Consider the following 22,349-nt stretch of genomic DNA (forward strand, 5'->3'; position numbering starts at 1 on the left):
ATGGACGACACGGCACTTTCGGTGCGGGGCCTCGAGATCTCGCTGGTCGGTGGCGACCGGCCGGTGCAGGTGGTGACCGGCGCGAACCTCACCGTCGCCGACCGGGAGATCGTGGGCGTGGTCGGCGAGTCGGGGTCCGGCAAGTCACTGACGAGCCTGGCCATCACCCGCCTGCTCGATCCGCTGGTGGCCCGGGTGACCTCGGGCTCGGTCAAGCTGTTCGGCCGGGAGCTGCTCGACCTGCCCGAACCGGCGATGCGCGCGGTCCGCGGCAAGGAGATCGGCATGATCTTCCAGGACCCGATGACCTCGCTGGATCCCGCCTTCACCACCGGCTACCAGCTGACGTCGGTGCTGCGGCGGCACACCGACCTCGGGCGCCGCCCGGCGCGCGACCGCGCCCTGGAGCTGCTCGGGCTGGTCGGTATCGCCGACCCACGCCGCCGTGTCCATCAGTACCCGCACCAGCTCTCCGGCGGAATGCGGCAACGCGTGATGATCGCGATGGCCATCGCCTGCGAGCCGAAGGTGCTGATCGCCGACGAACCGACGACCGCCCTGGACGCCACGACCCAGGCCCAGATTCTCGAGCTCATCAAGAGTCTCGCGGCGACGATGCGGATGTCGACGCTCATCACCACGCACGATCTCGGCGTGGTCGCCGAGCTGTGCGACCGGGTGGCGGTGATGTACGCCGGTCAGGTCGTCGAGCAGGCCGGCACCGAGCAGCTGTTCCACCGGCCCCGGCACCCCTACACCGAACGCCTGCTGCAGTCGCTGCCCCGGGTCGGCGCCGCCCGGCACCTCGTGGGAATCCCCGGCCAGCCACCGCGGGCCGGGAACTTCCCGCCTGGTTGCCGTTTCGCCGCGCGTTGTGGCTATACGACACCGGAGTGCACCGTGGACGTTCCGGTGCTGCGCCCGCTGGAGGGCGCGCGGGCCGCGCGGTGCGTCCGGACGACCGAGCTGGACCTGATGGGAGTCGGCGCATGAGCCCCTTGCTGTCGGTGCGCAATGTCAGCCGGAACTTCGTGGTGCGCCGGGACATTCTGGGCCGGGCGCGCGAGCTGGTGCACGCGGTCGACGACGTCAGTCTCGACGTCGACGCCGGTGCGACGCTGGGGATCGTCGGCGAGTCCGGCTCCGGGAAGTCCACCCTCGGCCGGCTGGCGTTGCGGCTGATCGAGGCCGACGAGGGCCGGATCACCTTCTCCGGGCGAGATCTGCGGGCTCTGCCGCCGCGGCAGCTTCGCGCGCTACGACCGGACATGACGATGATCTTCCAGGATCCGTACTCCGCTCTCGATCCACGATGGACGGTCGGGCGGATCGTGGCCGAACCCCTGCGCGTCGCCGGCCCGACGAGCGCGGCCGAGCAACGCGCCGCCGCGGTCGAGATGCTCGGCCTCGTCGGGCTGGACGGCGACGCCGCGGATCGGCGGCCCGGCGCGTTCTCCGGCGGACAACGCCAGCGGATCGTGATCGCGCGGGCGCTGATCACCCGGCCGCGCCTGGTGTTCTGTGACGAGCCGGTGTCCGCATTGGATGTCTCCACCCGGGCGCAGGTGCTGGGACTGCTACGGGACCTGCAGCGGGAGCTCGGGCTGACCTACCTGTTCGTCTCGCACGACCTCGGCGTCGTGGAGGCGGTCAGCGACCGGATCGCGGTCATGTACCTCGGCTCGATCATCGAGGTCGGCCCCGCCGAAGCCGTGGCCCGTCGCTACCGCCACCCCTACACCGCTTCGCTGGTCTCAGCGTCGCCCGCGCCCGATCCGGTGGCGCAGCGGTCGCGCCGCCGGGTGGTCCTCGCCGGGGATCCGCCGTCCCCGGTCGAACCCCCGACCGGGTGCGCGTTCCACCCGCGCTGTCCGCTCGCCCAGCCGATCTGCGCCGAGCGGAAACCGCCGCTGCGGACCGGGCCCGACGGACACGCCGTCGCCTGCCACGTCACGGCCGGCAACCCCCAGCTCGCGGGTGAGGCACTGCTCGCCCGCATGACCGGCAGCGCGCTGTCGCTGAAAACCACGCTGCCGAGTCACCATCCCCTAGCGGAAGGAACGTCACGGTGAAGATTGCGTCCATAGTGACCGATGAGGGGCCGTCCCTCGGCATCCGCGACGGCGACGGCTCGGTGATCGACGTCCGATCTCTCGATACGGAGACACCGGCCGACCTGCGCCAGGTACTCGAACTCGGCCCGGCAGCCCTGGCCGACATCGGCGAACGCGCCCTGGCCGGCGGTACGCGGCTCGGCCCGGAGCAGGTCCGGTTCCGGCCGGTGATCCCGCATTCCCAAGCCGTGTGGTGTGCCGCGCTGAACTACCCCGCCCACGTCGCGGAGGGGAACTGGGAACCGCCGACGCGACCTCCGTTCTTCCTCCGCGTGGCCGGCAGCCTGTGCGGACACCTCGAGCCGATCGTGCAGCCGACGGTGTCCGACCGGCTGGACTACGAAGGAGAGCTGGCGGTGGTGGTCGGCCGCCGGGCCCGGCACGTTCCCCCGTCGGAGGCCTACGACGTGATCGCCGGTTACTCCTGCTTCAACGACGGCTCGGTCCGGGACTGGCAGCGGCACACCGCGCAGATCACCTCGGGCAAGAACTTCGCCGGCACCGGCGCGTTCGGTCCGTGGCTGACCACCCGGGACGAAGTCGCCGACATCGACGACGTCCAGCTGACCACCCGGCTGAACGGCAAGGTCATGCAGCAGACGAAGATCGGTGAAATGATCTTCGGGATCCCGGAGCTCATCGCCTACCTGTCCACCATCTCCGAGCTGCTGCCCGGCGACGTCATCGTGACCGGCACCCCCGGCGGCGTCGGCGCGCGCCAGACCCCGCAGGTGTTCATGGGCCCCGGCGACGTGGTCGAGGTCGAGATCGACCAGGTGGGCCTGCTGCGCAACCCCGTCGTCCGAGAGGAGACCCCGTGACCGGGACACCGACCCGCACCCCGGACCCGGTGGAGCGGCAACCGGACCGCTCCGCACGCACCGGCGAGTCGTACGACGTCGGCGGCGTCCGGCTCGAGCGGCCCTTCAAGATCCGCCGCCTCGGGCACTTCGGGTACAACTGCGTCGACCTCGACGCGATGCTCGACTTCTACGTCGAGGGCCTCGGCTTGATCATCTCCGACCAGTCCGGGACGATGCCGTCCCGGCTCCCGGCCGAGGAGCAGGCGAACCTCACCCCGAACGAGAGGCTGCTGCACTTCACCCGGTTCGGCAGTGAGCACCACCAGCTGGTGTTCATCAGCCAGCGGGTGTGGGACTGGGTGGGCCAGGCCAACGGCTCGGCCGGCGCGTCCATCAACCAGGTCACCTGGCAGGTCGGCAGCCTCGCCGAGGTCGTCGACGGCGCGGAGTGGATCTGGGGCCGCGGCGAGCGGCTGCTGCGCTCGGGGCGGGACATGCCGGGCTCGAACTGGCACACCTACCTGTTCGACCCCGAGGGCCACATCAACGAGCTGTTCTACGGCATGGAACAGATCGGCTGGGACGGGCTGAGCAAGCCTCGTCCCATGTGGACCGGGGTGCTCAACGAACGTCCGTCCCTGCCGCAGCCGTCGGAAGCCAGCGAGATCGCCGGCGCCCGGGACGCGGGCGTCGACATCCTGTCCGGCCACCGCGCGGGAACGACGGCACCGGCCGGTTTCCCGGTGGACGGCGTGCTCATGGAGCGTCCGTTCAAGATCGTCGGCATCGGGCCGGTCAGCCTGTTCGTCACGGATCTCGACGAGGCCCGACGTTTCTACACCCGGGTGCTCGGCTTCGAGGTCCGGCGGACCCTCGAATGGAACGGCCACCGCGGCGTCCTGCTCAGCTGCGGGACCGACCACCACAACCTGGCGCTGTACGAGGCAAGCCTGCGGGACGCCCTCGGTCTCGACCCTCGCGCGGACTCCCTGGCGCTCGGGTTCCGGCTGGCGAACTACCGCCAGCTCCGCGCGGCGGTCGCCCACATGGTGGCCAGGGGCGCCGAAGAGATCCACATTCCCGGCGAGCTGGTGCCCGGCTTCGACTATGTCGCTCACCTGCGCGACCCTGACGGGAACCTCGTGCAGCTGTACTACTACCAGCGCCAGTGCGCGCCCGATGATCCGTTTCCGGCGACTGTGTCCGGTGCGGCGGACGGCTGGCCCGAGCTGATCGACCCCCCGGGCGACGTCTTCGGCGGCCAGCAGTTCCTGGGGCCGTGGGAATGAGCGGCGCCGTGACCTCCTCCACCGTCCAGACGCTGCTTGCCCACCGGCAGATCGAGGAGCTGCTCGTCCGGCGCGGCCGGGCCGCCGACGCGAAGGACCCGGACGCGATCGTGGCCGAGCACGTGCCCGGCTCCCGGGACGAGCACGGCATTTTCGGGGGCACGATCGAGGAATTCGCAGAATACCTGCGTCGCAACAACTACCGCGACCGCCGGTACGGGCTGCAGCGGCACACGATCTCCAACGTGCTGGCCGACTTCGACTCGCCGGACAGCGCGCGCGTGGAGTCCTACCACTGGGCCTATCACCGGCTGGTGCTGGACTCCGGCGAGTACGACGTGGACATCGGCGGCCGCTACCTGGACGTGTGCGAGCACCTGGACGGGCGCTGGCTGCTGCGCAGTCGCACCGTCGTCTACGACTGGTCCCGAGCGAGCCTCGCGACCGGCACCCACCCACAGCCGCCTTCCGCTGGAGGACGCATGACGACCGACGGGGACACGACTACCGATATCGCGGCCGCAGTGGCCGAACTGGTGGCCAAGCAGCAGATCACCGAGCTGCTGTACCGCCGGGCCCGCGCCGGCGACCGCCGCGACGTGGACCTGGCGCTGAGCTGCTACCACCCCGGAGCGACCGAGAACCACGAGGGATTCGACGGCACCGCGGCCGGCTTCATCCGCGACGTTTCGATGATCTCGCCGAACTCCACCGCGCCGGTGACCGGGCTGTGGCACTTCATCTCCAACGTCCTGATCGAGCTGGACGGCGACCAGGCCGACGTGGAGAGTTACCACATCGCCGTGGTGATCCGGGAGGAAGACGGGGTCGAGACGCAGAGCCGGATCGGCGGCCGCTACCTGGACAAGATGGAATTCCGGGACGGACGCTGGGGGATCGCGCACCGCGACGTCGTGTTCGACTGGAGCCGGGTGGACGATTCGGGCCTGCCGTACTGGGACCTGATGGGCCTGGACGAAACGAAGCTGCTGCGCGGCGAGTTCGGGGCGGGAGATCCGCTCTACTCCCACCTGAAGGTCGCCAGGGGTAGCTGAGGTGCTGGATCTCCTCGTCCTCGGGTGCGGACCGGTCGGCGCGATGGCCGGCAACCTGGCCGGCCAGGCCGGGCTCACCACGGCCGTCCTCGACCGCGCGCCCGGCGTGTTCGACCTGCCGCGGGCGATCCACTTCGACGCGCACATCATGCGGATCCTGCAACAGGTCGGGCTGGCGCGCGAAGTCCTGCCGGCCGTCCGGGTGTGGAAACGCAGCACCTTCTACGGCGCTGACGCCGAGCCGATCCGCGTACACGACTGGCCCAGCGACAAACCCTACGGCTGGGACGCGCACTACCTGTTCTACCAACCGACACTGGAAGCGGTGCTTCGTGACGGACTGACCCGACTCGACGACGTCGACGTCCAGCTCGGCGTCGAGGCCGTCGCCGTCGATCAGCTCGACGACCACGTCACGGTGACCATCCGCGACCCCGGCGGCGAGCTGAGCACGCTGTCGGCGCGGTACTTGATCGGGGCCGACGGAGCCTCGAGCTTCGTGCGCAGCAGCGCCGGAATCCGGTTGCTGGACGGCGATTTCGACGAACCGTGGCTGGTGGTGGATCTGAGCTGCGCCCGCGAGATCGGCCGGCCGGACGAGTCGGAGATGTTCTGCGACCCGGCCCGGCCGGCCACCCGGGTGCCCGGCCCCGGCCGCCACCACCGCTGGGAGTTCATGCTGCTGCCGGGCGAGACACCGGAGGAGATGCAACGCCCGGAGCGCATCCGGGATCTGCTCGCCCCCTGGGTCGGCATGGACGAGGTCGAGATCATCCGCGCGTCGGTCTACCGGTTCCACTCGCTGATCGCCGAGACCTGGCGGCGTGGTCGCGTCTTCCTCGCCGGGGACGCCGCACACCAGACCCCGCCGTTCCTCGGTCAAGGCCTCTGCCACGGCCTGCGCGACGTCCAGAACCTGGTCGGCAAGCTCGCCGCGGCCCGAGCCGGCGGCCCGTCCCAGCAGCTCCTGGACAGCTACGAGGCGGAGCGGCGTCCGCACGTCGAACGCATCATCGGCATGGCCGTCGCCGCCGGGCTCGAGATCTGCGTGCTCGACCCGGCCGAAGCGAAGAAGCGAGACCGCCGGCTGCGGCAGGCGGCGCAGTCCGGCGACCTGCCACGAACCACGTTCCAAGGCATGCCACCACTCACCGGCGGACTGTTCGACGGCACACCCGGGGCGGGGGAACAGTTCCCGCAGCCCTCGGTGCTGGACGGGCAGGGATGGCTGGGGATGTTCGACGACGTCGTGCCGCCGCAGGTCGTGGTGGTGGCGCGCGGTGCGGCGGTGCCCGAGATCCGGGCCGTCACCGATCAGCTCGGAATTCCGCTGGTGGCCGTCGGCGACCCCGGCACCGGTCACCTCTTCACCGTGGACCAGTCGGTCAGCGAGTGGTTCGACCGGCACGGTGCGCGGTTCGCCCTCGTGCGGCCGGACCGGTACGTGCACGGCGCCACGGATTCGGCCGATGCGGCGAAGGCGATGATCAGGGTCGTGTGCGAGTACTTTCCGGGCTCCCGCTGACTGGTTCAGAGGCGCCGGGCGACGACCGCGCGACCGTGTTTCGCGTGCGCCCGGGCCGCCGCCTGCGCCGCCTTCACGTCGCCGCGGACGATCGCGTCGGCGATGTCGGCGTGCACCTTCGTCCGCCCGTCGCGCAGCTTCTGCGGGTCCTGGCCGGGCAACGGTGTCAGCCGTGGGGCGCTGGCCTGCACGATCTCAAGCAGGCCGCAGTACAGGGTGCGGAGCATTTCGTTGTCGCACAGCTCGGCGATTTCGGCGTGGAACTCGAGGTTACGGCGATAGAACTCGGCGGTGTCCGTCGCTGCCCGCATTCGATCCAGCGCGCGGAGCATCCCGTCGAGCCCGGGCGCAGGATGTCCCGCCTGGGCGGCGTGGACGATCACCGCACTTTCCAGGATATCGCGCACTTCCAGCGCTTCGACGACCTGGTTCTCGGACCCGGACACCGCCATCATGCTGCGCGCCAGCCGGACCCCGACCGCCGGCTCGGCCACGAAGACGCCCCCGCCGGGCCCGGTCTTGGTGACCACCCGGCCCCGGTCCTCCAGCAGCTTGATCGCTTCGCTCACCGTCTGCGGCGCGACACCGAGCAGCTCACCGAGCTCCCGTCGGGTCCCGAGCCGCACACCGGGCTCGAGCCGGTCCTGCACGATCCTGCGTTCGACGGCCTGTGCGGTCGCCTCCGCCCGCGATTCACGCCGCGGCATGTCGAACGCGAGGTCAGCGACTTCCTCCATCCACCGAATATATCAGACATATCGAATATGCGTATATCGTGTTCTGGTCGCCCGAGCCCGCGCATGAGTCGTCGTTCGTGCGGCGGTGGACGACGACTACCTCAACGGCTGAGGCCGGCCCGGGTCGAACAGGGCCTGGGCGGAGTGGATGCACTCGAGGATGTCGCGGCTCAGCTGAACCGCGGGGCGGGCGGTCACGGTGTCGGCCGGCTGCAGGTCGCGCACCCGGCCGTCGTGGGTGACCACCACGGCGATCGCGCCGTCGTGGCTCACCTGGACGGTGCTTCGGCGGGAGCGGACGTGTGGATGTCGGGGTCGGCTGCCAAGAAGAACTCCCGGGACGAGAATCGGATCGGGACAGGCGAAGGCGTGGTCGTTCAAGAGCGGCCTCGAATTTCTGTCGCGGCCAGCCGTTGACCTTCCGAGTCCCAGTTGTAGCGAGTACGGAACGGACACGGGGAGTGTGCACGGCGAATCGATTTGCTCGCTTGAACTACCTCGATCGGGCGACCGTCGATCCGCTGCGTAGCCACTCGCGTCAAGGACGCGTCAATGCGCGCTGAAGACGCATCAAGGGTCTGTCAGGTGGCATATGGTCAGGAATTCCGGCAGGCACGCTTCCGCCAGCTGGGTCACCATTCGGTCGGCCTCGGCCTGTCTTGGATGAGAAAGGAGCAGTCGCATGGCCGATCTGGCCTATGTGCTGCTGGCGATCGTCGTGTTCGCCGTGCTGGCCTTGACCCTGCGTGGATTGGAGCGGTTGTGAGCGGCACCGGCGTGTTCGCCAACGTCGTCGGGGAGTCCTGGCGCTGGCCCTGATCGTCTACCTGTTCATCGCGTTGATCAAACCGGAGAAGTTCTGATGTCCTCGACCTGGGCCGGCCTGGGACAGGTCGGCCTCCTGCTGCTCGCCCTGGCCGTGGCGTACCGGCCACTGGGCGACTACATGGCCAGGATCTTCACCGGCACGAAGCACTGGCGGCTGGAGAAGGTCGTCTACAAGATCGTGCGGGCCGACCCGGGCACCGAACAGCACTGGAAGACCTACGCCTCCGGCGTGCTCGGCTTCTCGTTCGTCTCGGTGCTGTTCCTGTACCTGCTGCAGCGCCTGCAACCGCTGCTGCCGCTGAACTTCGGCCGCACCGTCGACCCGGGCGTCGCGTTCAACACCGCGATCTCCTTCGTCACCAACACGAACTGGCAGTCCTACGTCCCCGAGACGACCATGGGCGACGTCGTGCAGATGGCCGGCCTCACCGTGCAGAACTTCCTCTCCGCCGGGGTCGGGCTCGCCGTTGCGATCGCGCTCACCCGCGCGTTCATCCGGTCCAAGACCGACCGGCTGGGCAACTTCTGGGTCGACCTGACCCGCGGCACCGTGCGGCTGCTGCTGCCGATGTCGTTCCTGTTCGCGATCGTGCTGGTCGCGCTGGGCACGGTGCAGAGCCTCAAGTCGGGCGTCGCCGTCACGAACATCGACGGCTCGAGCAGCACCATCGCACTCGCGCCGAGCGCCAGCCAGGAAGCCATCAAGGAGCTCGGCACCAACGGCGGCGGCATCTACAACGCCAACTCCGCGCACCCCTTCGAGAACCCCAGTTCGTGGTCGAACCTGATCGAGATCTTCCTGCTGCTGGTGATCCCGGTCAGCCTGACCCGCACCTTCGGCAAGCTCGTCGGCAACACCAAGCAGGGCTACGTCCTGCTGTCGGTGATGGGCGTGCTGTGGTCGGGCGTGCTCGCCCTGATGTGGTGGGCCGAGACGCACCCGAACGGCCCGGCCGCGCTGCTGGCAGGGGCGGCGATGGAGGGCAAGGAGACCCGGTTCGGGATCCCGGCGTCGGTGCTGTTCGCCGACTCCACGACCGGGACGTCGACCGGCGCGGTGAATTCGATGCACGACAGCTTCACCGGCCTCGGCGGCTTCGGGCCGCTGCTCAACATGATGTTCGGTGAGCTGTCGCCGGGCGGCGTCGGGACCGGCCTCTACAGCATCCTGGTGATGGCGATCATCGCGATGTTCCTGGCCGGGCTGATGGTCGGGCGGACGCCGGAGTACCTGGGCAAGAAACTCGGCAAGCGCGAGGTCACCTGCGCGTCGATCGCCATGCTGGCGATGCCGGCCGCGGTCCTGCTCGGCACGGGCGCGGCGCTGCTGATCCCCGGCAACACCGACGCGCTCAACAACCCAGGCGCACACGGCTTCTCGGAACTGCTGTACGCCTACACCTCGGCCAGCAACAACAACGGCAGCGCGTTCGCCGGGATCACCGTCACCAACGACTGGTACCAGGCCACCCTCGGCGTGTGCATGGCGCTCGGCCGGTTCGTCCCGATCCTGGCCGTGTTGTGCCTGGCCGGTTCCCTGGCCGCGCAACGGAAAGTTCCGGAGACCGAGGGCACGCTGCCGACCACCAGCCCACTGTTCGCCACGATGCTGACGGGCACGGTCGTGCTCGTCGCGGCGCTCACGTTCATCCCGGCGCTGGCTCTCGGGCCGATCGCGGAGGCACTCGCATGACCACCACCGAACAGTCCCCACGGCGCACGCCGGAGGAGGACACGCAGCACCACGTCGAGAACGCGGGCCGGGTCGGCGCGGGCGTGTTCAACCCGCGCCAGCTCTGGACGTCGCTGCCGGACGCGCTGCGCAAGCTCAATCCGAAACACCAGCTGGCCAACCCGGTCATGTTCGTGGTGTGGGTCGGCTCGGCGCTCGTCACGGTCTTCGCAATCGCCGACCCCAGCGTGTTCAACATCGGGATCGCACTCTGGCTGTGGTTCACCGTGCTGTTCGCCAACCTCGCCGAGGCCGTCGCCGAAGGCCGCGGCAAGGCACAGGCGGAATCCCTGCGGCGTACCAAAAAGGAAACCGTGGCCCGGCGGCTGCGGGCCGACGGCACCATCGAGGAGGTGCCCGGGGCCGAGCTGAAGATCGGCGACCGCGTCGTCGTCGAGGCCGGTCAGGTGATCCCGGGTGACGGCGACGTCGTCGAGGGCATCGCGACCGTCGACGAGTCGGCCATCACCGGCGAGTCCGCTCCGGTGATCCGCGAGTCCGGCGGCGACCGGTCCGCGGTCACCGGCGGCACGACCGTGCTGTCCGACCGGATCGTCGTCCACATCACGACCAAGCCGGGCGAGTCCTTCGTGGACCGCATGATCGCGCTGGTGGAAGGCGCTTCGCGGCAGAAGACGCCGAACGAGATCGCGCTGACGATCCTGCTGGCCGTGCTGACCATCATCTTCGTGCTCGCCGTCGTGGCGCTGCAGCCGATGGCCGCCTACTCCGGCTCCCAGCAGTCGGTGATCGTGCTGACCGCGCTGCTGGTCTGCCTGATCCCGACGACGATCGGCGCGCTGCTGTCGGCGATCGGCATCGCCGGGATGGACCGCCTGGTGCAGCGCAACGTCCTCGCGACGTCCGGCCGCGCGGTCGAGGCCGCCGGCGACGTCTCGACGTTGCTGCTGGACAAGACCGGCACCATCACCTTCGGCAACCGGCAGGCGACCGAGCTGCTGCCCGTCGGGTCGTCCACAGTGGACGACTTGGCCATCGCGGCCCGGTTGTCCAGCTTGGCCGACGGCACACCCGAGGGCCGCAGCATCATCGACCTGTGCGCCCGCGAGCACGTCCTGCCCACCGAAGCGAGCGAGGCCGAGAAGTCCGGCGAATTCGTGCCCTTCACCGCGCAGACCCGGATGAGCGGCATCAACCTGGGCGGCCGGATCGTGCGCAAGGGCGCGGCCAGCGCGGTGCGCGTGTGGGTCGCCGAGAACGGCGGCACCGTCCCCGATGAGGTGCACACCACCGTCGACCTGATCAGCGCCGAGGGCGGCACCCCGCTCGTCGTCGCCGAGCAGGTCGAAGGCGTCGCCGTGGTGCGGGGCGTGATCCGGCTGTCCGACGTCGTCAAGCCCGGCATGCGGGAACGCTTCGCCGAGCTGCGCACCATGGGCATCAAGACCGTCATGATCACCGGCGACAACCCACTGACCGCCAAGGCGATCGCCGACGAGTCCGGGGTGGACGACTTCCTCGCGGAAGCCAAGCCCGAGGACAAGATGGCGCTCATCAAGAAGGAGCAGGAGGGCGGGCGGCTGGTCGCGATGACCGGCGACGGCACCAACGACGCCCCCGCGCTGGCGCAGGCGGACGTCGGGGTCGCGATGAACACCGGAACGATGGCGGCCAAGGAAGCCGGCAACATGGTCGACCTCGACTCCAACCCGACCAAGCTGATCGAGATCGTCGAGATCGGCAAGCAGCTGCTCATCACCCGCGGCGCCCTGACGACGTTCTCCATCGCCAACGACCTGGCCAAGTACTTCGCGATCCTGCCCGCGATGTTCGCGGCGATCTACCCGCAGCTGGGCGGGCTGAACGTCATGGGCCTGCACTCGCCGGACTCGGCGATCCTGTCCGCGGTCATCTTCAACGCGCTGATCATCGTGGGCCTGATCCCGCTGGCCCTGCGCGGCGTGCGGTACAAGCCGTCGGGCGCCAAGTCCCTGCTGCGGCGGAACCTGCTGATCTACGGCCTCGGCGGGATCGTCACGCCGTTCGCCGGGATCTGGCTCGTCGACCTGCTCGTCCGACTCATCCCGGGAATGTGACATGAAGGTGCTCTTCAAGCAGACCGTGGCCGGCTTCAAGCTCCTGCTGGTGATGACGGTGCTGACCGGGATCCTCTACCCGCTCGGCGTGTGGGCGGTCGCGCGGATCCCCGGGCTGTCGGACAACGCCGAGGGTTCTGTCGTCTACCGGAACGGCCAGGCCGTCGGGTCGAGCCTGATCGGCGTCGACCCGGTGGCGAAGGACCCGGCGCACGACCCGTTCTTCCACAACCGCCCGTCGGCGGGGTCGAAGGACCCGCTCGGCCCCGGCGACCCGGCCACCTCGGGCGGCTCGAACAAGGGCACGGCGAACCAGGACCTCCTCGCGCTGGTCAAGGAGCGGCAGGACCTGATCGCGAAGCGGGAGGGCGTGCCCGCGTCGCAGGTCCCGGCGGACGCGGTCACGGCGTCGGCCTCGGGACTCGATCCGCAGATCAGCCCGGCCTACGCCGAGCTGCAGGTACCGCGGGTCGCGCGGGAGACCGGCGTGAGCCAGGACGAAGTCCGCAAGCTCGTCGCGGACAACACCACCGGCCGCGGTCTCGGCGTGCTCGGTGACCCGGCCGTGAACGTCCTGCAGCTCAACCTCGCCGTCGCGGCGGCCAGGCACTGACTCGTGACGACCGAGGACGCGAGACCGCCCGGCGCTGACCGGAAACGCCGCCGCGGCGGCCTGCGGATCTACCTCGGGGCCGCCCCGGGCGTGGGGAAGACCTTCGCCATGCTCGGGGAGGCCCGCCGCCGGCTCGACCGCGGCACCGATGTCGTCGTCGGCCTGGTGGAGACGCACGGCCGGCGCAGGACCGCCGAACTGCTCGACGGGCTGGAGGTCGTCCCGCGCCGGCAGGTGGACTACCGCGGGCACGCCTTCGAGGAGATGGACGTCGACGCCATCCTCGCGCGGGCGCCGCAGGTCGCCGTGGTCGACGAGCTGGCCCACACCAACGTGGCCGGTTCGCGCAACGAGAAGCGCTGGCAAGACATCGAGGAGCTGCTGGATGCCGGGATCGACGTGCTCTCGACGGTCAACGTGCAGCACCTGGAGAGCCTCAACGACGTCGTCGAACGGATCACCGGCATCGCCCAGCAGGAAACGGTCCCGGACGAGGTCGTCCGCCGCGCCGAGCAGCTGGAGCTCGTCGATATCACGCCGGAGGCGCTGCGGCGGCGGCTCGCGCACGGCAACGTCTACCCGGCCGAGCGGATCGACGCCGCGCTCGGCAACTACTTCCGGCCCGGCAACCTCACCGCCCTGCGGGAAATCGCCCTGCTCTGGGTGGCCGACCAGGTCGACGTCGCGCTGCAGCGGTACCGCTCCGAACGCGATATCACCGACACCTGGGAGGCCCGCGAGCGGGTGGTCGTCGCGATCAGCGGCGGGCGGGAGAGCGAGACCCTGATCCGGCGCGCGCGGCGCATCGCGAAGCGGGCCGGGGCCGAGCTGCTGGTGCTGCAGATCCTGCGTGGTGACGGGCTGGCCGGCGTCTCCCCGCAGGCGATCGCCGAGTACCGCAAGCTCGCCGACGATGTCGGCGCCGCTTTCCACACCGTGGTCGGCGATGACGTGCCGACCGCGCTGCTGGATTTCGCCCGTGGGGTGAACGCGACGCAGGTGGTGGTGGGCACGTCCCGGCGGTCGCGGGTGGCGCGGCTGTTCGACGAGGGCATCGGCGCCACGGTGGTGCAGGAGTCCGGGCCGATCGACGTGCACATGGTCACCCACGACGAATCCGGCGGGCGGCTGCGTGCCAAGCTGTTCCCGCGCAGCTCCCTGGCCCGGCGGCGGCAGCTCCTCGGCTGGGCGCTCGCGCTGGCGCTGCCGGCGGTGGCGACGGTGATCGGCGTGGTGCTGCGGCAGACGCTGATCCTGTCCACCAACGTCATCGACTACTTCCTCGCGACGATCATCGTCGCGCTGGTCGGCGGGCTCGGACCCGCGCTGTTCGCTTCGATCGCCAGCGCGCTGCTGCTCAACTTCTTCTTCACGCCACCGCTGTACACCTTGACCGTGGACGCTCAGCAGAACGTCATCACGCTGGTCGCGATGGTCGTGGTCGCGGTGGCGTTCGCGCTTGTCGTCGACCGGGCGTCTCGCCGGGCGGATGCCGCGGCCCGGGCCCAGACGGAGGCCGCCCTGCTGGCCTCCTACGCCCGGACGGTCCTCGGGCACGACCAGCCGCTGCAGCGGCTGCTGGAGAAGATCCGCGAGAACTTCGGGCTCGAGTCCGTTTCCCTGCTGGAGAAGCAGGACGACGAATGGGTCCGCGCGGCCTGCACGGGGGAGCGGCCGTGCGACGACCCCGACAAGGCCGACGTCGACGTCCCGGTCACCGACGACGTCCACCTCGCCCTGCGCGGCCGGACGCTGCCCGCGCACGACCAGCGCGTCCTGGAAGCGGCGGCGGGGCAGGCGCTGCTGGCGCTGCGGCAGCAGCGGATGGCCACCCAAGCTCAAGAGGCACAGCGCCGCGCGGAGACCACCGAGCTGCGCACGGCGCTGCTCTCGGCCATCGGGCACGACCTGCGGACTCCGCTGACCTCCATCAAGGCCGTCTTCGGCGGGTTGCGCGCCCACGACGTCAGTCTGTCCGAAAAGGACGTCGAAGAACTGCTCATCGCCGGCGAGGAGTCGACGGACCGGCTCTCCGGTCTCATCGACAACCTGCTCGACTCGTCCCGCCTGGCCACCGGCGCGGTACAACCGGTGCTGCGCCCGGTCGGCTACGACGAGGTCGTCGCGACCGCACTGTCCGCATTGGACGCTCGCGAGCCGATCGAGCTGGACGTCGACGACGGGCTGCCGGCCGTGCTGGCGGACGCGGGTCTGCTCGAGCGCGCGGTCGCGAACGTGATCGACAACGCGTTGCGGCACGGTGTCACCGGACGGACGCCGTCGGCGATCGCCATCCGCGCCAGTGCCTACGCCGGCCGGGTCGAGCTGCGCGTCGTCGACCACGGCCGGGGCCTGCCGAAGGGCGCCGCCGACTCGGCGTTCGCCCCGTTCCAGCGCCTCGGGGACCGCAACACCACGACCGGCGTCGGGCTCGGTCTGTCCGTCGCGAAGGGCTTCGTCGAAGCGATGGACGGGACCATCCGCGCCGAAGACACCCCCGGTGGCGGGCTGACGATCGTCCTCTCGCTGCCGGTCGCCGCCACCCGGGAAAGCGAGGCCGTGCGTTGACGTCCGTGCTCGTGGTCGACGACGAAACCGCCCTCGTGCGGGCGCTGCGGATCAACCTCACCGCCCGCGGCTATTCCGTGGTCACCGCCGCCGACGGCGCCTCCGCGCTGCTGGCGGCCGCCACCGAGCATCCCGACCTGGTCCTGCTCGACCTCGGCCTGCCCGACGTCGACGGCATCGAGGTGATCCGCGAACTGCGCACCTGGAGCGCGATGCCGATCATCGTGCTCTCCGCCCGCCACGACTCCGCCGACAAGATCCGGGCCCTCGACACCGGCGCCGACACCTACGTCACGAAGCCGTTCGGGATGGAGGAGCTGTTCGCGTGCCTGCGCGCCACCGAACGCCGGCTGGCTCTGGGGGCGCCGCCCGACCCGGCCCTCGTCGTCGAGACAGCCGCGTTCACGGTGGACGTCGGGGCCAAGATCGTCCGCCGGGGCGAGGTCACCGTGCACCTCACCCGCACGGAATGGGCCATCCTCGAACAGCTCGTCCGCAATCCTGAATCGCTGATCAGCGGCACGCACCTGCTGACCACCGTCTGGGGACCTGACTTCGCGGACCGGGGGCACTACTTGCGCGTCTACATGGCCCAGCTGCGCCGTAAGCTCGAACCCGAGCCGTCCCACCCGCGGTACCTGATCACCGAAACCGGCATCGGGTACCGCTTCGTCCCGGAGGAGTCGCCGTGACCGATCCCGAGGAAGCCATCGAGCTGGCGGCCGAGCGTGGCGATTCCACCGAGCTGCGGAAGTGGGCTGCCGAGGGGTACTCCGACGCCGTGGACCTGCTCGTGGAGCTCGCCACCGAGCGGGAAGACCTCGACGAACTCCGTCGGCTCGCCAGGGACGGCAGCCAGACCGCGGCCGAGGTGCTGGCCGAGCTCGAGGACGAGTAGCCAGGAATCCGTAAGTTCGCCTCCGCGCCTGTTCGCGGCGCCGCGGTGGGCTTGGCTTTCCCATGGGCAGAAGCGGCGCGCGCGGCTATCCGCGCGAGGTACGCCACGACCGGCCGCCTGATCCCGGGCCGGCCGGCGATACGACGATCCCCGGCGGTCCCTGCTGGACGCTGATCCCTGGTGGTTTCGGCTCTCGCGTCGTGAAGGCGAGCAGGTCGGCCAGCTGACCCGGCGGCCAGGTCGGGGACGTTTTGCGATCGTCATTCCTCGGGAGGGCTATTTTCAGATCGGGTATGTCGCGCGCAAGGGTACCGACAGCCGGCTGCGTGCCCGCGGCATCGATGCGTTCCGGTGTGATGTGGCCGAACTCCTCCCGGAGTACGCCGACCGAGTCGTCGAGCTGGTCTTGATGGACGACGTCAAACTGCTCGATGTCCGGCTCAACCGGCTGCGCCGATGGCATGTCGAGGGCTTGCTGTGCATCGGGGACGCCGCGCACGGCGGCCGCGTCCGGAGCAACGTTCATTTCAGCTCGTGACATGCGTGTCGGTGATTTGCGGTTGGCAAATCGCGCCGGCCAGTTCGGTGGGATGAGTCAGCGGTAGTAGGTGGTTCGCGCCCGCGATCGTCGTGACGCGGGCGTCCGGCAGCGCGGCCGCCAGGCGGGCGATCAGCCGGTGGGTCGGGCCGGGGCTGGCCGCGCCCTGGACGAGCAGCGCCGGGGTGCTGATCCGCGCCGGGTCGGGCGGTGTCCACCGGCCGAGGGCGGGAACCTCGTTGGTGAAGAAGAACTCCGCGTCGCGCTCGGCGCGCGCGATGCCCTCCTGGCCGAGGACGTCGGTGAGCACCGCGCGGTAGCCGCGGCCGCAGACGACGGTGTTGAACGTGTCGAACGCCGCCGGGATGTCGCCGCGGGCCGCGGCCGCCATCGCCGCGCCCAGCGCCGGGCCGATCGTGGTCCGCACCTCGGGCAGGTCGGCCGGGTCCAGCAGCTCGTCGATCAGCGGTGGCTCGGACAGCACCAGGCGGGCCACGAGATCCGGCCGGTCGACGGCGAGCTGGAGCGCGATCGCGCAGCCGGAGGAGTGGCTGACCACGGTGGCCGGCCCGGTGCCGAGCAGGTCGAGCAGGGCCGCGGCGTGGGCCGCGTGCGCGGCCAGCTCGATCGGCTCGCGCGGGACCTCGCCGCCGGTGTAGCCCGCGCGCAGCATCCGGATCACCCGGCCGGGCAGGTGCCCGGCCAGCGGCTCGAACCACGCCCCGAACACGCCGGCGTGCACGAGCAGGGTGGCGTCGCCGGCTCCGGTGTCCGTCCAGCCGATGGTGACGCCGTCGATCGTTGTCGTGGACATGACTCGTCTCCTCAGTTCGCGTAGAGCCGGATCTCGATGCCGTCGGGGTCGTGCAGCCCGACCAGTACCTTTCCGCCGCCGTGGCCGGTCACGAGACCGCCGTGGGGTTCGCCGGCCTCGTCCAGGGCGGACTTCCAGGTCTCGACGTCCGCCCGGGCCGGCACGAGCAGGGCCAGCGCGTCGAAGCCGGAGAGTGCCTTGGCGCGGACGGGGTCGTGGCGCAGCGCGAGCTGGGGCGAGCACCCGTCGCGGCGCAGGGCCAAGCCGCGGACCTCGCCGTCCTCGGTGAACTCGATGGCCACCTCGAAGCCGAGGACCCGCTCGTACCAGGCCCGGCTGCGGGCGATGTCGCTCACCGGCAGCTTGACGTGGTGGATTCCGGCGATCTCCATGCCGACCCCATTTCGTTGTAGTCCAACTCTAGAGTTAGAGTGCAACGTGTGACCGAGAACGTCAAGCCCCGCGCGGCCCGCACCCGGGCGACCCGACGGCGCATCGTGGCGGCGGCGGGCGACCTGTTCGTCGCCGACGGCTACGCGGCCACCACGCTCGAGCAGATCGCGAGCCGGGCCGAGGTGGCCGTCCAGACGGTGTACTTCCACTTCGGCAACAAGCGGACGTTGCTCAAGGAAGCGGTCGACCTCGCGGTGGTCGGCGACGACGTCCCGGTCGGCATCCTCGGCCGGCCCTGGCTGGAGGAGGCCGCCGCCGAGCGGGAGCCGCGCCGCGTGATCGAGCTGTGGACGGCTTACGGGCGCGGCATCCTGACGCGGATCGGTCCGATCATGCGAGTGGTCCGCGACGCGGCCGTCGTCGACCCCGACATGGCCGCCCAGTGGACGGCGAACATGGCCGAGACGGCGACGGCCTTCCGCGTCCTGGCCGGGCAGTTGGATGCGCTGTCCGCGCTGCGCGTGCCGGTCGAGGAAGCCGTGGACATCCTGTGCGCGTTGTCGGGGCTGGAGATGTACCTGGTGCTGGCCGACCGTGGCTGGCCGCCCGAGCGGTGGGAACGCTTCGTCGTCGACTCGCTCGCCCACGCGCTGCTGAACGGAATCTGACCCCGGGTACGCACCGGCTGACGTTCGTCACGGGCGGCGGTAGATCGTGATGGAGTGGCCGACTTCGTCGATCGGGGCGCTGCCGGAGATCAGCGCCGCCAGGCGGCCGTCCGCCTTGGCGATGGCGGAATCCGACACGGCGAGCAGCCCGTGCACCTCGGCCGCGGGCACGGCGAGCGGGTCGGCGGCGGCGATGCCGTACGCGGACGGCACGCCGCTTCCCTTGTAGACGAGCCAAATCCGCTCGCCCGGGTGGTCCCGGCTCAGCCGGCCCGCCAGCCGGCCCAGGTCCTGGCCCCAGTCGACGTTCGAGTCGTGCAGGCGCAGGTGGGTCCGGGCCGGGCCGCCGAACGCCTCGTTGGAGTAGGGCAGGTAGTAGGGGAACGTCCGCAGCGAGCTGACGGCTGCGAAGACGACCAGGACCGCCACCGCGGCGTGCGCCCGGCGCCGGGGGATCGCGACGACGCCGGCCGCCGCGATCGCCAGGAACATCGGTACGAAGATCGCGTACCGGACACCGAGGTCGCGGGTGCTGGTCATGGCCGCGGCCAGCAGCACGGCCGCGGGGACGAGGACGTACGGCGCCGCCGGGCGCAACCGGGGGATCGCCACCAGCACGACCGCGCCGGCCAGCCCGAGGGCCAGCGCGCCCAGCGGCGTCTTCACCAGCAACGCGGCCGGCAGGTAGTACCACAGCGAACCGGCGTGGTAAGTGCCGAAGAGGAAAGTGCTCCACGTCCGGTCTTCGAAGGCGAACTGGACGCGCATCCCGTCGAGGTAGGGCCTCGGCAGCGGTAGCCATTCGGCGACCGCGCGCAGGCCGTGGACGGCCGGCAGGTTCGGCGGCGTCGTCCAGTGCAGCCGCGGATCGACGGCGAGGTAGGAGGCCCACACCACGGCGACCGCGAGCAGGGCCACGGCCACCGCCGCCGCGACGCCGAGGACCATCCTTTGTGGACCGGTGCCGCGGCGGGCGTGCCAGACGGAGAGCACGACCAGGAGCAGCAGCACGGGAACCGCGGCCAGCGCACTCATCTTCGTGGCCACGGCCGCACCGAGAGCGAGCCCCGCGAGGGGAAGGTACCGAAGCGGCCGTCGTCGCGCCCGCCACACGAGCCAGACCGACGTCAGCAGGAACCCGGCCACCGGCACGTCGAGGGTGGCCAGCGACCCGTGCGCGATGAGGTCGGGGGAGAACGCGTACAGGGCCAGTGCCGTCACCCCGCCGGCCGGGCCGGTCAGGTCGCGGGCGAACGCGAAGACGACCAGTCCGAACAGGAGCGTCAGCACGATCACCGGCAGCCGCGCCGACAGCAGCAGCCGTCCCGGGTCGTCGCCCGACTCGTACAGCACATGCCGGCCGAGCTGCGTCTGGTCGCCGGCGAAGGCGGGATCGAGGTGCGCGCCGGCGAAGGCGAGCCCGGTCGCGATGATCAGCTTGCCCAGCGGCGGGTGCTCCGGGTTGTACCGCAGGCTGTGCTGCTCCAGGTAGACCACCGCCGTGCCCACGTAGACGGGTTCGTCGATCGTCGGGGTCTGCTCGACGGCCGTGGTGATCATCGCGATCGCCATTTCCGCGAGCAGCGCGACCACCACGAGCGCGAACCACCACCGCCGCGGCCGTTTCTCCGCCGCCACTTCCGTGATCGCCTCGACCGCGCACGGCGACCGGTTCGTCACGAGGGACATCCCGCGATCCTTCCGTCCGAACGAACGGGATCACTCCATGGACGTCCGGTCCGCCTGGTGGTTCCGCAGCCGGGGCAGAAAGAGCTCGTCGACGATCACCCCGGATGCGGGCCGCGGGAGTTCGAGCTCCATGAGCAGGTCAGCTAAGGCTCGACCAGCCGCCGCACGGCTTCCACGATCGTGGCCCGTCTGGCGGCGTGCTCGCGCGGGCCCAGGTCGCTGATCTCCGGGGTTTGCAGTGTCCACATGGAGGCGGTGTTGATGATGAGCACCAGCAGTTCCGCGGCGGTGAAGCGGGTGGAAATCCGGCCTTCCTCCTGGGCCTGCCGGATCGCGTCGACCTTCGCCTGGTTCGCCTTGGTGATGGCCTCGATCGCCGACCTGCCTTCGCGCTGTTCCAGGCTGTGCCAGGTGGCGAGGCGCATCACGTCCGGGTGGGCGGTCTGGCCGTCGAAGAGGGCGCCCGCGTACTCCGGCAGATCGTCCACCGAGATCGGGGCCTCCTCGGTCGCCTGCACGACAACCTGGTCGAACACGGCCTCGAAGAGCTTTTCCTTGCTGGCGAAGTAGGTGTAGACGAGGCCCGGGCTGCACCCGGCCCGGCCGGCGAGCCGGTCGATCCTCGCGCCGGCGATGCCGTGTTCGGCGAACTCGGCCAGCGCGGCCTCCAGCAGTGCGCGGCGCTTGGCCTCGGGGTCTCGGGGTGCCATGCGGCCCACTTTATTGAGTGAACGTTCATTTGACAACTGGGGGCGGTCGTGGTTACCTGAGCCCACCGAACTAAATGAACGTTCACTTAGGAGTTGGGATGGACATCCCCTCGCAGGTCGGCAGGCGTGCACTGGTCACCGGTGGCACCGGCGGGATCGGGTTCGAAACGGCGGTGGCGCTGGCCGGGGCGGGGGCCGAGGTGGTGGTCGCCGGACGGGCGAAGGCCAAGGTCGACCAGGCGGTCGCCGCGGTGCGTGAAGCCGTCGGCGCCGCCAAGGTGGAGGGGCTGGTGCTCGACCTCGCGTCGCTGGCTTCGATCGACGGTGCCGCCTCCGCCGTGCTCGCCGGCGGGCGGCCGCTGGACCTGCTGATCAACAACGCGGGCATCATGGCTGTGCCCGAGCGCCGGGAGACCGCAGATGGGTTCGAGCTGACGTTCGGGACGAACCACCTCGGGCACTTCGCGCTGACCGGGCGTCTGCTGCCGGCTCTGCTGGCCGCGCCCGCGGCCCGGGTGGTGACGGTGAGCGCGAAGGTCGCGCGGAACAAGGGGGCGACGCTGGAGGACCCGCTGAGCAAGGTGTCCTACGCCTCGGGGATGGCTTCGTACACGAAGTCGAAGCTGGCGAACGTCGTCTTCACGCTGGAGCTGGCGCGCCGGGCGGCCGGAACGGGGATCACCGCCGTCGCCGTGCACCCGGGCACGAGCAACACGGGGCTTCAGCAGCACCTGCCGAAGTACCTGCAGGTCATGGCGTCCATGGTGCTCGAGCGGTTCGTGGGCCAGAGCCCGGCTGACGCGGCCCGGCCTTCCCTCTACGCCGCGACCGCCCCCGGCGTCGAGGCGGGTGACTTCGTCGTGCCGGAGGGGCGCGCCGAGCTGCGCGGGGCCCCGCATGTCGCCGAGATGCCGCCGGCCGCCACCGACCCCGCCGTCGGACGTCAGTTGTGGGAACTGTCCGAAAAGCTCACGCACGTCACCTACTCCTTCCACTGACGGGATCCGTGCCATGAGTTTTCGAGTTCGAGAGACTGTTCGATGCCACGCAAGTTGCGTGCTCACGAGGCCGAGGCGCTAGATCGCCGTATGGGGACGCGAGCACGAACTCGCTGGTCAAGAGTGGTGATCTTGACGTGTCGGGCGGTGCCGAGTGATGTCGGGCAAGACCTTTTCGGCTGGTCACCGTTCGGTGCGCGCAAAGGGACGCCTGCGGCCGGTGTAGGCCGCGCTCCGGCCCGCCCTACCAGCCGTGCCTGCCGGGAGCTGCTGACCCGGATCGCCGAGTTCCGGGTGGAAGCCGGAGAGGTCCAGGTCGG

At 70.4% G+C, this 22,349-nt stretch carries 21 protein-coding genes and 1 pseudogene; 16 read left to right on the forward strand and 6 right to left on the reverse strand.

Going from position 1 to position 22,349, the window contains the following annotated elements:
- The 6 genes from OG738_RS29625 to mhpA are packed head-to-tail and all read left to right on the forward strand — an operon-like array spanning window position 1 to window position 6,786.
- Window positions 1–993: an ABC transporter ATP-binding protein gene (locus OG738_RS29625; protein ID WP_329045746.1), complete on the forward strand. Its 993-nt coding sequence runs from the start codon at window positions 1–3 to the stop codon at window positions 991–993.
- Entirely contained in the window at window positions 990–2,072 is a 1,083-nt protein-coding gene (locus tag OG738_RS29630) for an ABC transporter ATP-binding protein (RefSeq protein ID WP_329045748.1), read from the forward strand. Before OG738_RS29625 ends, OG738_RS29630 begins: the two co-directional genes overlap by 4 nt.
- Window positions 2,069–2,935 (forward strand): fumarylacetoacetate hydrolase family protein, encoded by an 867-nt coding sequence (locus OG738_RS29635; protein WP_329045750.1) that lies wholly within the window; start codon window positions 2,069–2,071, stop codon window positions 2,933–2,935. The genes OG738_RS29630 and OG738_RS29635 overlap by 4 nt, the downstream gene beginning before the upstream one ends.
- A complete protein-coding gene (locus OG738_RS29640; protein ID WP_329045751.1) occupies window positions 2,932–4,206 on the forward strand; it encodes a VOC family protein in 1,275 nt (424 codons plus the stop codon). Before OG738_RS29635 ends, OG738_RS29640 begins: the two co-directional genes overlap by 4 nt.
- 8 nt (window positions 4,207–4,214) lie before the next feature.
- Window positions 4,215–5,261 carry a nuclear transport factor 2 family protein gene (locus OG738_RS29645; RefSeq protein WP_329045752.1) on the forward strand — a complete coding sequence of 349 codons (1,047 nt, stop codon included), beginning with the start codon at window positions 4,215–4,217 and terminating at the stop codon, window positions 5,259–5,261.
- A gap of 1 nt (window position 5,262) precedes the next feature.
- A complete protein-coding gene (gene mhpA, locus OG738_RS29650) occupies window positions 5,263–6,786 on the forward strand; it encodes a bifunctional 3-(3-hydroxy-phenyl)propionate/3-hydroxycinnamic acid hydroxylase MhpA (RefSeq protein WP_329045754.1) in 1,524 nt (507 codons plus the stop codon).
- 5 nt (window positions 6,787–6,791) lie between these two features.
- Here the strand turns inward: mhpA and OG738_RS29655 are convergent, their stop codons facing one another.
- Window positions 6,792–7,523 (reverse strand): FadR/GntR family transcriptional regulator, encoded by a 732-nt coding sequence (locus OG738_RS29655; protein ID WP_329045756.1) that lies wholly within the window; start codon window positions 7,521–7,523, stop codon window positions 6,792–6,794.
- A gap of 96 nt (window positions 7,524–7,619) precedes the next feature.
- On the reverse strand, window positions 7,620–7,796 hold the full coding sequence (locus tag OG738_RS29660; RefSeq protein ID WP_329045758.1) for a hypothetical protein: 177 nt from the start codon (window positions 7,794–7,796) through the stop codon (window positions 7,620–7,622).
- Window positions 7,797–8,285: 489 nt separating this feature from the next.
- Here OG738_RS29660 and kdpF point away from each other — a divergent pair.
- From kdpF to OG738_RS29700, 8 genes and pseudogenes are all read left to right on the forward strand, one after another.
- Window positions 8,286–8,386 (forward strand): annotated as a pseudogene (gene kdpF, locus OG738_RS29665) (K(+)-transporting ATPase subunit F).
- Window positions 8,386–10,044, forward strand: coding sequence for a potassium-transporting ATPase subunit KdpA (gene kdpA / locus OG738_RS29670; protein WP_329045760.1), 1,659 nt, complete (start codon window positions 8,386–8,388; stop codon window positions 10,042–10,044). The pseudogene kdpF and the gene kdpA overlap by 1 nt, the downstream one beginning before the upstream one ends.
- Entirely contained in the window at window positions 10,041–12,140 is a 2,100-nt protein-coding gene (gene kdpB / locus OG738_RS29675) for a potassium-transporting ATPase subunit KdpB (RefSeq protein WP_329045761.1), read from the forward strand. Before kdpA ends, kdpB begins: the two co-directional genes overlap by 4 nt.
- 1 nt (window position 12,141) lies before the next feature.
- Window positions 12,142–12,753: a K(+)-transporting ATPase subunit C gene (gene kdpC, locus OG738_RS29680; RefSeq protein WP_329045763.1), complete on the forward strand. Its 612-nt coding sequence runs from the start codon at window positions 12,142–12,144 to the stop codon at window positions 12,751–12,753.
- Window positions 12,754–12,756: 3 nt separating this feature from the next.
- The gene (locus tag OG738_RS29685) at window positions 12,757–15,321 is read left to right on the forward strand and encodes a sensor histidine kinase (RefSeq protein ID WP_329045765.1); all 2,565 of its coding nucleotides are present in this window, start codon (window positions 12,757–12,759) and stop codon (window positions 15,319–15,321) included.
- Entirely contained in the window at window positions 15,318–16,013 is a 696-nt protein-coding gene (locus tag OG738_RS29690; RefSeq protein ID WP_329045766.1) for a response regulator, read from the forward strand. Before OG738_RS29685 ends, OG738_RS29690 begins: the two co-directional genes overlap by 4 nt.
- On the forward strand, window positions 16,010–16,219 hold the full coding sequence (locus tag OG738_RS29695; protein ID WP_329045767.1) for a hypothetical protein: 210 nt from the start codon (window positions 16,010–16,012) through the stop codon (window positions 16,217–16,219). The genes OG738_RS29690 and OG738_RS29695 overlap by 4 nt, the downstream gene beginning before the upstream one ends.
- A 223-nt stretch (window positions 16,220–16,442) precedes the next feature.
- The gene (locus OG738_RS29700) at window positions 16,443–16,757 is read left to right on the forward strand and encodes an FAD-dependent monooxygenase (protein ID WP_329056887.1); all 315 of its coding nucleotides are present in this window, start codon (window positions 16,443–16,445) and stop codon (window positions 16,755–16,757) included.
- Here OG738_RS29700 and OG738_RS29705 read toward each other — a convergent pair.
- On the reverse strand, window positions 16,747–17,571 hold the full coding sequence (locus OG738_RS29705) for an alpha/beta fold hydrolase (protein WP_329045768.1): 825 nt from the start codon (window positions 17,569–17,571) through the stop codon (window positions 16,747–16,749). The two genes, OG738_RS29700 and OG738_RS29705, sit on opposite strands and share 11 nt — an antisense overlap.
- A gap of 11 nt (window positions 17,572–17,582) precedes the next feature.
- Entirely contained in the window at window positions 17,583–17,963 is a 381-nt protein-coding gene (locus tag OG738_RS29710) for a VOC family protein (RefSeq protein ID WP_329045770.1), read from the reverse strand.
- A 48-nt stretch (window positions 17,964–18,011) separates the two neighbouring features.
- Between OG738_RS29710 and OG738_RS29715 the strand changes: the two genes are divergently transcribed.
- Window positions 18,012–18,632, forward strand: a complete 621-nt coding sequence (locus OG738_RS29715) for a TetR/AcrR family transcriptional regulator (RefSeq protein WP_329045772.1) — start codon at window positions 18,012–18,014, stop codon at window positions 18,630–18,632.
- A 27-nt stretch (window positions 18,633–18,659) separates the two neighbouring features.
- Here the strand turns inward: OG738_RS29715 and OG738_RS29720 are convergent, their stop codons facing one another.
- Together OG738_RS29720 and OG738_RS29725 are read right to left on the reverse strand one after the other, a co-directional pair.
- Window positions 18,660–20,321, reverse strand: coding sequence for a phospholipid carrier-dependent glycosyltransferase (locus OG738_RS29720; RefSeq protein ID WP_329045773.1), 1,662 nt, complete (start codon window positions 20,319–20,321; stop codon window positions 18,660–18,662).
- A gap of 143 nt (window positions 20,322–20,464) precedes the next feature.
- Entirely contained in the window at window positions 20,465–21,031 is a 567-nt protein-coding gene (locus OG738_RS29725) for a TetR family transcriptional regulator (RefSeq protein WP_329045775.1), read from the reverse strand.
- 98 nt (window positions 21,032–21,129) lie between these two features.
- On the opposite strand from OG738_RS29725, the gene OG738_RS29730 reads away from it, so the two are divergent.
- A complete protein-coding gene (locus tag OG738_RS29730) occupies window positions 21,130–22,029 on the forward strand; it encodes an oxidoreductase (RefSeq protein ID WP_329045777.1) in 900 nt (299 codons plus the stop codon).
- The last annotated feature ends 320 nt before the right edge of the window (window positions 22,030–22,349 follow it).

Origin of the sequence: Amycolatopsis sp. NBC_01488 (assembly GCF_036227105.1) — a bacterium.
GTDB lineage: Bacteria > Actinomycetota > Actinomycetes > Mycobacteriales > Pseudonocardiaceae > Amycolatopsis.

Bases quoted from the DNA above. Each gene is read 5' to 3' on its own strand.
- OG738_RS29625 (WP_329045746.1), top strand. From the start codon at position 1: ATGGACGACACGGCACTTTCGGTGCGGGGCCTCGAGATCTCGCTGGTC.
- OG738_RS29630 (WP_329045748.1), top strand. From the start codon at position 990: ATGAGCCCCTTGCTGTCGGTGCGCAATGTCAGCCGGAACTTCGTGGTG.
- OG738_RS29655 (WP_329045756.1), bottom strand. From the start codon at position 7,523: ATGGAGGAAGTCGCTGACCTCGCGTTCGACATGCCGCGGCGTGAATCG.
- kdpA (WP_329045760.1), top strand. From the start codon at position 8,386: ATGTCCTCGACCTGGGCCGGCCTGGGACAGGTCGGCCTCCTGCTGCTC.
- kdpB (WP_329045761.1), top strand. From the start codon at position 10,041: ATGACCACCACCGAACAGTCCCCACGGCGCACGCCGGAGGAGGACACG.
- kdpC (WP_329045763.1), top strand. From the start codon at position 12,142: ATGAAGGTGCTCTTCAAGCAGACCGTGGCCGGCTTCAAGCTCCTGCTG.
- OG738_RS29705 (WP_329045768.1), bottom strand. From the start codon at position 17,571: ATGTCCACGACAACGATCGACGGCGTCACCATCGGCTGGACGGACACC.
- OG738_RS29710 (WP_329045770.1), bottom strand. From the start codon at position 17,963: ATGGAGATCGCCGGAATCCACCACGTCAAGCTGCCGGTGAGCGACATC.
- OG738_RS29720 (WP_329045773.1), bottom strand. From the start codon at position 20,321: ATGTCCCTCGTGACGAACCGGTCGCCGTGCGCGGTCGAGGCGATCACG.
- OG738_RS29725 (WP_329045775.1), bottom strand. From the start codon at position 21,031: ATGGCACCCCGAGACCCCGAGGCCAAGCGCCGCGCACTGCTGGAGGCC.
- OG738_RS29730 (WP_329045777.1), top strand. From the start codon at position 21,130: ATGGACATCCCCTCGCAGGTCGGCAGGCGTGCACTGGTCACCGGTGGC.